The 10,386-nt window shown below is 44.3% G+C and carries 8 protein-coding genes; 1 reads left to right on the top strand and 7 read right to left on the bottom strand.

The window, feature by feature from the left end:
• Positions 1 to 2,751: DNA polymerase I (gene polA, locus I2F54_RS00150; RefSeq protein ID WP_195500256.1), on the bottom strand; the 2,751-nt coding region annotated here is incomplete at its 3' end.
• Positions 2,752 to 2,837: 86 nt separating this feature from the next.
• Between polA and I2F54_RS00145 the strand changes: the two genes are divergently transcribed.
• Positions 2,838 to 3,812: a polyprenyl synthetase family protein gene (locus I2F54_RS00145; protein ID WP_009121951.1), complete on the top strand. Its 975-nt coding sequence runs from the start codon at positions 2,838 to 2,840 to the stop codon at positions 3,810 to 3,812.
• 73 nt (positions 3,813 to 3,885) lie between these two features.
• Here the strand turns inward: I2F54_RS00145 and deoC are convergent, their stop codons facing one another.
• The 6 genes from deoC to mnmG form a co-directional block, all read right to left on the bottom strand.
• A complete protein-coding gene (deoC, locus tag I2F54_RS00140; protein WP_195500255.1) occupies positions 3,886 to 4,788 on the bottom strand; it encodes a deoxyribose-phosphate aldolase in 903 nt (300 codons plus the stop codon).
• A complete protein-coding gene (locus I2F54_RS00135; RefSeq protein ID WP_009121949.1) occupies positions 4,778 to 5,113 on the bottom strand; it encodes a nucleotide pyrophosphohydrolase in 336 nt (111 codons plus the stop codon). Before I2F54_RS00135 ends, deoC begins: the two co-directional genes overlap by 11 nt.
• A complete protein-coding gene (gene dtd, locus I2F54_RS00130; protein ID WP_009121948.1) occupies positions 5,113 to 5,565 on the bottom strand; it encodes a D-aminoacyl-tRNA deacylase in 453 nt (150 codons plus the stop codon). The genes I2F54_RS00135 and dtd overlap by 1 nt, the downstream gene beginning before the upstream one ends.
• Before the next feature lie 92 nt (positions 5,566 to 5,657).
• A complete protein-coding gene (gene uvrC, locus I2F54_RS00125; protein ID WP_195500254.1) occupies positions 5,658 to 7,478 on the bottom strand; it encodes an excinuclease ABC subunit UvrC in 1,821 nt (606 codons plus the stop codon).
• A gap of 101 nt (positions 7,479 to 7,579) precedes the next feature.
• Positions 7,580 to 8,104 carry an adenine phosphoribosyltransferase gene (locus I2F54_RS00120; RefSeq protein WP_022218583.1) on the bottom strand — a complete coding sequence of 175 codons (525 nt, stop codon included), beginning with the start codon at positions 8,102 to 8,104 and terminating at the stop codon, positions 7,580 to 7,582.
• A gap of 56 nt (positions 8,105 to 8,160) precedes the next feature.
• Complete coding sequence (gene mnmG / locus I2F54_RS00115; protein ID WP_195500253.1) at positions 8,161 to 10,035, bottom strand: tRNA uridine-5-carboxymethylaminomethyl(34) synthesis enzyme MnmG; 1,875 nt, start codon at positions 10,033 to 10,035, stop codon at positions 8,161 to 8,163.
• Between the last annotated feature and the right edge of the window lie 351 nt (positions 10,036 to 10,386).

Raw genomic sequence — 10,386 nt, 5'->3', positions numbered from 1 at the left:
TTTTTCTGCCTCGGGAACGCTGAAATTCAGTTCGTCATGGACCTGTAAAATCATCTTTGCTTTCAGATTGTTACTTTGAAAGCGTTGATAGATGAGTGACATGGCTACTTTGATGATGTCGGCAGCACTTCCCTGGATAGGAGCGTTGATGGCATTACGCTCTGCATAACCGCGTACTACGGCATTGCGTGAGTTGATATCGGGCAGGAAGCGTTTGCGGTGGAAGATGGTTTCTACATATCCGTTTTCGCGTGCCACCTGTATGCTTCTGTCCATATATTCTTTGACTTGCGGATAAGTTTCGAAATATCCGTCTATCAGTTCTTTGGCTTCCTGGCGGGGAACGTTCATACGTTCCGCCAGTCCGAATACGGAGATGCCGTAGATAATACCGAAGTTGGCGGTTTTGGCTTTACGGCGCATATCGGCTGTTACGTCGTTAATATCCACCTTATATATTTTAGCGGCCGTGGCTGCATGAATGTCGTAACCGCTGAGGAAAGCGTCAATCATATTCTTGTCTTGGCTCAGATGCGCCATAATGCGCAGTTCAATCTGTGAGTAGTCGGCGGAGAAGAATTCGCATCCGTCATCGGGAATGAAGGCTTTACGGATTTCTTTGCCGTCCTCGTCACGAATGGGGATATTCTGCAGGTTCGGATTGCTGGAACTGAGTCGTCCGGTAGCGGTCACCGCTTGATTGAAGGAGGTATGGATACGTCCCGTACGTGGGTTTATCAACTGAGGCAATGCATCGATATAGGTGCTTAACAGCTTCTTCAGTCCGCGATACTCAAGTATCTTGCCAATGATTGCGTGCTTACTCCGGAGACTTTCAAGCACTTCTTCGGAGGTAACATATTGGCCTGTCTTGGTTTTTTTGGCTTTGTCTACGATTTTGAGTCTGTCAAACAATACTTCGCCTACTTGTTTGGGTGAGGCGATGTTGAAGGTTTTGCCGCCTGCCAGCGCATAGATTTCTTTTTCAATTTCCTGCAGACGGAGCGTGAAATGTTCGGACGATTGCCTGAGAGCTTCTGTGTCGATGCGCACTCCGTTGCTTTCGATATTGACGAGTACCGGTACAAGCGGCATTTCGATTTCATAAAAGAGATGCTCGGCGGACTGTTCTTTCAATTCTTTTTCAAGTACGTTCTTCAGTTTCAAGGTAACGTCCGCATCCTCGCAAGCGTAACGATAGACATCTTCCGCCGGAAGATCGCGCATATTCTTTTGGTTTTTGCCTCTGGCTCCGATGAGTTCATCAATGTGGATGGTTTGATATTGCAGGTAGATTTCGGCAAGGTAGTCCATGTTGTGCCGAAGTTCCGGTTGCAATACATAATGGGCGAGCATGGTGTCGAAGAGTTTTCCTTTTACCTGTACTCCGTAATTTTGGAGAACAATCATATCGTATTTGATATTTTGCCCTACTTTCATGGAATTTTCATTTTCGTAAAGAGGACGAAGCTCGTTTACGATTTTTAACGCCTCGTCACGATTTGCAGGAACAGGTACATAGTAAGCCCGGTTTTCGGCGTCACTGAAGCTCATTCCTACCAATTCGGCTTCCATTGGTTCGGTTCCGGTAGTTTCAGTATCTATTGAGAGAATTTCAGTTGTAAGTAACTTTTGAATAATTTCCTTTCTTTTTTCTTCTGTATCAATGAGTTGGTAGTCTACATCGAGCATTTCTAAGCGCGTGAGATTTGATTTTTTTGCGCCATCCGTCCCGTCGCCTGCAAAATTTGCAAACAAATCGCCTTGAACGGGACCGTTATTTTCGGGAGTTGCACTCCCGGTCGGTTGGGCAAACAGAGTTCCGGCATAAGGATCGGGTGCGGCGGAATTGGAAGAAGAGGGAAGGGGAGTATCCGTCTTTTTCAGAACACGGTTGATGAGCGTGCGAAATTCCAACTCTTCGAAAATCTTACGAAGTTCTTCTTCGTTCGGTTCTTCGCGGACGAGTGTATTCATGTCGAGCTTGATGGGCACGTCCACTTTGATGGTCGCAAGGAATTTGGAGAAAGTAATCATTTCCCGGTTTGCCTCTACTTTGGTTTTAAGCGCGCCTTTCAATTGGTCGGTATGGGCAAGCAGGTTTTCGATGCTGCCGAATTCCGCTACCAGTTTCTGCGCGGTTTTCTCGCCCACGCCCGGGCAGCCGGGGATATTGTCGGAAGAGTCTCCCATCAGTCCCAGCATATCGATGACTTGCTCGGTGGACCGGATATCGAATTTGGCTTTTATCTCCTCTATGCCCATGACTTCAAATCCGCCGCTATGTTTGGGACGGTACATAAACACGTTGTCCGATACCAGTTGGCCGTAGTCTTTATCGGGGGTCATCATATAGGTGGTGATACCTTGCTTTCCGGCTTCGGTGGCAAGGGTACCTATCACATCATCGGCTTCATAACCGGGGACTTCCAGGATGGGAATGCGGTAAGCGCGGATAATGTCTTTTATGATAGGTACGGAAAGGCGGATAGCTTCGGGAGTTTCTTCCCGTTGCGCCTTATATTGTTCGTAAGCTTCGTGGCGGAATGTCGGCCCCGAAGGATCAAAAGCTACTCCTATGTGCGTAGGATTCTCCTTTTTCAGTACTTCTTCGAGGGTATTTACAAACCCTAAAATGGCGGAAGTATTGAATCCTTTGGAGTTGATTCGCGGATTTTTGATGAACGCATAATAAGCACGATATATCAATGCGTAGGCATCAAGCAAGAAAAGTTTATCGGTTGAATTCATAGATTTATCCTTTTTTTCATGGTAAAAGTACAAAAAAATACCGTATTAACTGTTTTATTACTATTTTTGTGCTCAAATAGCGATGTATGGACAGTATATCCCTCATAAAATCCCCGATTTCTGCGGAGTTGGAAGACTTCAAAAAGCATTTTGACAGTTGCCTTTCCAGTTCTAATCTTTTGCTGAATAGCGTAATTGCGCATATACGGCAGAAGAATGGGAAGATGATGCGTCCGATTCTGGTTTTGCTTGCCGCGAAGTTGTATAATGAGATTTGTCCGGCAACGCTCCATGCCGCGGTTGCCTTGGAACTCCTGCATACGGCAAGTCTGGTGCATGATGATGTAGTGGATGAAAGCACCGAACGTCGGGGACAGCTCTCTGTAAATGCTATCTTTAATAATAAGGTGGCTGTGCTTACGGGGGATTATTTGCTGGCAACGGCTTTGGTGGAAGTAGGGATGACACGTAATTACGCCATTATAGATGTTGTTTCAAACTTGGGTCAGGACTTGGCGGAAGGGGAGCTGTTGCAGCTTTCCAATGTCAGTAATCCCGAATATTCCGAAGATATTTACTTTGACGTCATTCGCAAGAAGACGGCTGTACTGTTTGCAGCCTGTATGAAGGCAGGCGCGCTTTCGGTGGGAGCCAGCGATGAAAAGGCGGAATATGCACGTCTCTTTGGCGAATATATCGGTCTTTGCTTTCAGATTAAAGACGATATATTCGATTATTATGAAAGTAAGGAAATAGGTAAGCCTACCGGTAATGATATGCTGGAAGGAAAGCTGACCTTGCCTGCATTGTATGCCCTTAATTCAACGCATGATAAACAAGCAAAAGAGATTGCCGTAAAAGTGAAGAACGGAACGGCGACAACTGGTGAAATAGCCCGATTGATTGAGTTTACCAAAGAGCATGGCGGCATTGAATACGCTACGAAAGTCATGGTGGAATTCAAAGAAAAGGCACTCTCGTTATTGGCTTCCATGGAGGATACGGATGTTAAGAAAGCGCTTGTCTGTTATCTGGATTATGTAGTGGAACGTGAAAAATAATTTCATCCTGCCATTCAAAGCGGAGCGAAGAATGACAGGATGAGAAACTTATCTTTTTATTTGGTGGCGGTTCTTAAAAGAACTTCATTTCCTCGCCTTTGATTTCCGAAAGTAGAAGATTTGCCAAACGGCTTGTACCCAGGCGGAACAGTTCGTTATTCAGCCATTCCTCACCCAGCACTTCTTTTACAATGGTATAATAAATTAATGCGTCGTTTACGCAGTTGATACCACCTGCCGGTTTGAAACCTATCTTATTACCCGTCAGCGCATGGTATTCCTTGATAGCCTGACACATGACGTATGCTGCTTCCGGAGTGGCGGCGGGCTGCTGTTTTCCGGTAGAAGTTTTGATGAAATCGGCTCCTGCATACATGGATAGGATAGAGGCTTTCTTGATGTTGGCTGCCGTTTTCAAAGCTCCGGTTTCCAGGATTACTTTCAAGTGATGCTCCTTACAGGTAGCTTTCAGCTCTTGTATTTCATCACACATGCTTTCATAATCTCCGCTGAGGAACTTTCCTATGGAAATTACGATATCTATTTCATCGGCTCCTTCCATGATTGCCATGGCTGTTTCAGCTACCTTTACTTCTATAAAAGTCTGTGAAGAGGGGAAACCTGCCGATACGCAGGCTATTTTTACATCCTCCACTTCCAACGTATCTTTTACTACTTCCGCAAAGTTGGGATATACACAAATAGCTGCCACGTTCTTCAAATCGGGAAATTCTTCGTCAAACTGGTTTACTTTCTGAGTAAACTTCATAACGCTTTCATCGCTGTCCGTACTGTTGAGAGTGGTAAGGTCGATGCAGTTGAACAGGAATTTCTTTACTTCCGGAGTGTTGTTGGCAGGCACTTTCTCTGCGATTATTTTAGCTACTTCCGCAGCTATTTCCGCATCGTTCAGATTGGTGTTGTACTTCGCCAAGGCGGCATCATACTTGCTCTGGGTGGATTCATTATTCTCCATGGTCAGATAATTTAGGGTTATTGATATGTCTTGTTTGGTCGCGTTTGGTCTTCTTCTCTATGCTGCGTGCAAAGGCCTCGGTGATATCAACTCCGGTCTGATTTGCAATGCAGAGAAGTACCCAAAGGACGTCTGCAATTTCTTCTTCAACGTTGTCTTCTTCTCCTTTCTTGAAAGACTGGTCGCCATATTTGCGTGCCATAACTCGTGCCAATTCACCTACTTCTTCGGTCAATATGGCCATATTGGTGAGCTCGCTAAAGTAACGTACTCCATATTTCTTGATCCAGAAATCTACCTCTTGTTGTGCTTCTTTTAATGTCATTATTCCTTGTTTTTTGTATCCATACAGATGGTCACAGGGCCATCGTTCAATAATTCTACTTTCATATCGGCTCCAAATTCACCGGTACCTATTTCTTTACCTAATGCTAAACTCAATTCTTTGCAAAATTGTTCGTACAACGGAACAGAAATTTCCGGTTTCGCCGCCCGGATATAAGAGGGACGATTACCTTTCTTGGTTGATGCATGCAGCGTGAACTGGCTGATTACCAGTATGTCACCGTTGATGTCGAGTATGGATTTATTCATAACGCCATTCTCGTCGTCAAAGACACGCAGGTTGACAATCTTTTTACACAACCAGTCGATATCCTCCTTGTCGTCCGTTTCTTCTATGCCTACCAGTATCATAAATCCTTTTTGAATGGCAGACTTACAAGTTCCGTTGATAGTGACAGACGCATGTCCGGTACGTTGTATAACTACTCTCATGTTTTAGTTCTAAAAAATTAATTTTGCGGGTTGCAAAGTTACGAATAAATTCGTGATTGTCACGGTATAAGACCGGAATTTGTGTTGAAAGACTATTTACCTGTGAAATACTCCTTTATGATTTTTGCTTTTGTTTCGCCAACTACCTTGATAATCGCCTCCGCCGGTGCTTCTTTGATGCGTTTTACACTCTTGAATTCCTTTAGCAGGGCATTCTTGGTTTTGTCTCCGATCCCTTTTATCTCGTCTAAGGCCGAAGCTACCTGCCGTTTGCTGCGCTTGTCGCGATGGAAGGTAATGGCAAATCTGTGTACTTCGTCCTGTATCTGTGTCAGCAGGCGGAAAAGGGGAGAGTTTTGTTTGAGTCCGATTGTTTGCGGCGGGAAACCGTACAGCAGTTCCGATGTGCGATGTTTCCCGTCTTTGGCAAGCCCGGCAATAGGGATATCGAGGTTCAACTCATCAATAATCTCTTTTACGGCGCTCATTTGCCCTTTTCCTCCGTCGGTGATAAGAAGGTCGGGTAGAGGAGAGTTCTCTTCGATAGCACGCTGATAACGCCGTTTGACAACCTCTTTCATGGACGCATAGTCGTCCGGCCCTTCCACAGTCTTGATATTATACTTCCGATAGTCTTTTTTAGACGGCTTTCCTTTAATAAAGACAACGCATGCCGCAACAGGATCAGAACCTTGAATGTTGGAGTTGTCAAAGCACTCTATCTGCATAGGCAACCTGTCGAGGTGCAATTCCTGCTGAATTTCTTTTAAAAGGCGTACTGTGCGTTGTTCCGGATTCAGCTTTTCCGCTTGTTTCAAACGGTCGGCTTTGTATTGTTTTACATTAAGGATGGAAAGCTCGAGCAGTTTTTTCTTGTCACCGCGTTGCGGGATGGTAAATGTGACATCTTTAAGTTCCATATCCAGCTCAAAAGGTACGATGATTTCGCGGGAAAGGCTCTTATACCGTTCGCGCATCTCAATAATACCCAATGAAAGAAGCTCCTCTTTTGTTTCGTTCAGCCGTTTCTTGTATTCGAAAGTGAAAGCTTGGTTGATCGCTCCGTTTGTAATATGCAGATAGTTGATGAATGCGGATTTTTCGTCATTGTCTTCTTCAATGGAGAATACGTCAATATTGTGCAATACGTTGCTTACCACCTCTGACTTAGAGCGGTAGTTCTCTAATAACAGGTATTTCTCTTTGATTTTCTGTGCCTCCTCAAACTTCATTTCCGCAGCAAGTTCCTGCATCTGCTGATATAGCATTCGCTCTATTTCTTGAGTGTTGCCTTTGAGTATTTCTTTTATTTCAGCGATGTTTTTAAGGTACTCTTCCTGATTTTGCTTGCCTATACATGGTCCTGCACAGTTTTTGATGTGGTATTCCAGACATACATTGAATTTCCCGGCCCGAATGTTTTCGGGAGAAAGATTCAGGTTGCAGGTGCGTAACGGGTACAAATGTTTAATAAGATCGAGTACTGCATACATGGATGGTATATGGCTGTATGGGCCATAGTAGGAAGAACCGTTACGTATAATTCTTCGTGTTTTGAATACGCGGGGGAAGTACTCGTTCTGCACGCAGATAGACGGATAGGTCTTATCGTCTTTCAGCAACACATTATAGCGAGGTTTGTATTTCTTGATAAGATTGTTCTCCAGGAGCAAAGCATCCTCTTCCGTATTGACCACGATATACCGGATATCTGCAATCTTGCTAACCAATACACGCGTTTTTCCCGGTTCATGTTCTCTGTTGAAATAGGAAGATACCCGGCGTTTTAAGTTTTTCGCTTTCCCTACATATATAATCGTGCCCTCGGCGTTCAGATATTGATAAATACCGGGGCTTTCGGGAAGGTTCAGAACGATGCCTTTCAGATAATCATTTGTTTTTAGCTCTTCCATTGATAACAAAAGATGATAAGATGATAAAGCGGTAAGGTGATAAAGGGGGCGGATGCAGCGACGCGGTGGTTGCCATTTTACCTCTTTATCACCCTATCCTTTTACAGAGTCAATACGGATTCTACATTTACATCTTTACTGAATAAGTCTTTTCCATGTAAGTCTTTCAATTCAATAATGAAGTTTACGTATATCTTTTGAGGATTCATCTTTTTCACCAATTTGCAGGCTGCTTCCATGGTTCCACCTGTAGCCAGGAGGTCGTCATGCAATAATACGACATCATCCGGTTCGATAGCATCTTTGTGTATCTGTACCGTATCTTTGCCGTATTCTTTATCGTAGCTTTCCTCGATTGTTTCTGCCGGTAGTTTTCCGGGTTTACGCATGGGAACGAATCCGGCACCTAAACGGGTAGCAAGAATGGGCCCCATGATAAAGCCTCTGGATTCTATACCTACTACTTTGGTTATTCCTTTATCCTTGTACATTTCATACAAGGTATCCGAAAGTTCTTGCAGTGCAGACGGGTTTTTAAACAGTGTAGTTACGTCGTAGAATAAAATTCCGGGGATTGGAAAGTCGGGAATTTCCCGAATGCTCTTGGCAAGTGTTTCTTTGCTCATAATCAATTTATTTAATACGTTTATTGAATTCTTTGTTTCACGTGGAACGTTAGCGCTTATCTCCCGCAAAGTACCAGTAATACGTTGATGTCACTCGGCGATACTCCCGGAATTCGGCTTGCTTGGGCTATTGTTTCCGGGTCGATCTTAACTAACTTCTGTCGGGCTTCGGTGGAAAGGGATTGAATGGAATTATAATCAAACTTCCCTTTAATTTTTATACTTTCCAATCGTGCCAGCTTATCTGCTATGATTCGTTCACGTCCGATATAGCCCTCGTACTTTATAAGTATTTCTGCCGCTTCGATAATTTCATCTTTTCTGTCCGTAATTTTATCCAGTTCCCGACGGAAAGCGCTGACATGCTCTGCCATATTTTCCAAAGTTACTTGCGGACGATTTATTAGGTCTATCAATTTGCATCCCTGACGGAGTGGAGTAGTACCGAGTTGTTCCAATACCGGGTTTATTAGTGTCGGTTTCATCGAATAATTCCGGGTAAACTCTATAATGTTTGTAACGGCTTCACGTTTACTTCTTAATAATTCGTAGCGGTCTTTTTGGGCAAGCCCCAGTTTCCAGGCTCTTTCGGTAAGTCTCATATCGGCATCATCCATACGGAGAAGGATGCGATATTCCGCACGTGAAGTAAACATGCGGTAAGGTTCGTCAACACCTTTGGTTACCAAATCGTCGATTAATACGCCTATATATGCTTCGTCGCGTGCAAGTGTAAAAGGTTCGCCGCCATGACAGTTGATATGTGCGTTGATACCCGCAATGATTCCTTGTCCGGCTGCTTCTTCATAACCGGTCGTTCCGTTTACTTGTCCGGCAAAGAAAAGGTTTTTGATTTTCTTCGTTTCCAACGTGTGTTTTAGTTGTGTAGGGTCGAAGAAGTCATATTCTATGGCGTAGCCGGGACGGTAAATAACGAGATCGCGGAATGCGGGAATCTTTTTCAGCGCTTCAATCTGTATGTCCATCGGCAAGGAAGAAGAAAAGCCGTTCAGGTAAAGTTCCTGTGTCGTTTCACCTTCCGGTTCCAGGAAAAGCTGGTGCTGTTCTTTGTCGGGGAAGGTTACGATTTTGGTTTCTATGCTGGGGCAATAACGGGGGCCTATACTTTGAATCTGTCCGTTGAAAAGGGGAGAGTCCGGCAATCCTTCACGAAGGATACGATGCGCTTCCTCGTTGGTAAAACAAGTCCAGCATGGGAGTTGCTTCAAATGGCGTACGCCGTTGTTCATAAAGGAGAACTTGTGGAAGTCGTTTTCCCCGTCTTGAATGTCCATATCTTCGTAGTGTACGCTCCGTCCGTCGATGCGTACGGGAGTTCCCGTTTTCATTCGTCCGTATGTGATGCCATGTCGGGCGATGGATTCGGTCAGTTGATATGATGCGGGTTCTGCCATACGCCCACCCGGAAGCATGGTGTGTCCTACGTGCATCAATCCGTTCAGGAAAGTTCCGGCAGTCAGTACAACGCATTTGGCGCGGAAAGTTACTCCCCAAAGGGTGGTGAGCCCGACTACCTCACCGTTTTCAACGAGAATTTCGCATACGGTGTCTTGCCAGATGTGCAGGTTGGGAGTATTCTCCAGGATTTCACGCCATGCCCAAATGAATTTGTTACGGTCGCATTGAGCACGCGGGCTCCACATGGCAGGGCCTTTGGAACGGTTTAATATGCGGAACTGGATAGCTGTTTTATCGGTAACCAATCCCATATATCCGCCTAAAGCGTCTATTTCGCGTACAATCTGTCCTTTGGCAATGCCGCCGACGGCAGGGTTACAACTCATTTGGCCTATCTTATTCATGTCCATTGTGATAAGACAGGTCTTTGAGCCCAGATTTGCGGCAGCGGCAGCGGCTTCACAGCCGGCATGCCCGGCGCCGATTACAATAACGTCATACTTAAACTCCATTCGTTCAATCTCTTTTAAAACCTTGCAAAGGTACTAAAAAGTTATTTTGTAGCCGCAATTTCCCTCTTTTCCTTGTGAATTCTTAGGAAATACTTCCTTTGAAATCTTCCGTATTCCTTGTGCGTAATGCAGACTCGCAGCTTATAGAACCTCTCTTCCTTTTAAAGAATATAATAAAGGAGGATTATGTATAGGATAAAACAATGAATTGAAAGAAGGGGTATTATGTTTATTTTGGATGTAATATTAAGGAAGTATGGAGCTTTTTGTAAGATAGCAGTGCATTTTTACTTATTAATGCTAATATACTAGTTGTATTTCTAATACTTTTTACTCGAAAAGTGTTAGAAA

It is taken from the genome of Bacteroides clarus (assembly GCF_015555825.1).
GTDB lineage: Bacteria > Bacteroidota > Bacteroidia > Bacteroidales > Bacteroidaceae > Bacteroides > Bacteroides clarus.
The sequence above is the reverse complement of the archived record's forward strand: the minus strand, read 5'-3'. Positions and strand labels throughout refer to the sequence as shown.

Coding starts and splice junctions, on each gene's coding strand:
- mnmG (WP_195500253.1), bottom strand. CDS start 10,035: ATGGAGTTTAAGTATGACGTTATTGTAATCGGCGCCGGGCATGCCGGC.
- dtd (WP_009121948.1), bottom strand. CDS start 5,565: ATGAGAGTAGTTATACAACGTACCGGACATGCGTCTGTCACTATCAAC.
- I2F54_RS00120 (WP_022218583.1), bottom strand. CDS start 8,104: ATGAGCAAAGAAACACTTGCCAAGAGCATTCGGGAAATTCCCGACTTT.
- uvrC (WP_195500254.1), bottom strand. CDS start 7,478: ATGGAAGAGCTAAAAACAAATGATTATCTGAAAGGCATCGTTCTGAAC.
- I2F54_RS00145 (WP_009121951.1), top strand. CDS start 2,838: ATGGACAGTATATCCCTCATAAAATCCCCGATTTCTGCGGAGTTGGAA.
- I2F54_RS00135 (WP_009121949.1), bottom strand. CDS start 5,113: ATGACATTAAAAGAAGCACAACAAGAGGTAGATTTCTGGATCAAGAAA.
- deoC (WP_195500255.1), bottom strand. CDS start 4,788: ATGGAGAATAATGAATCCACCCAGAGCAAGTATGATGCCGCCTTGGCG.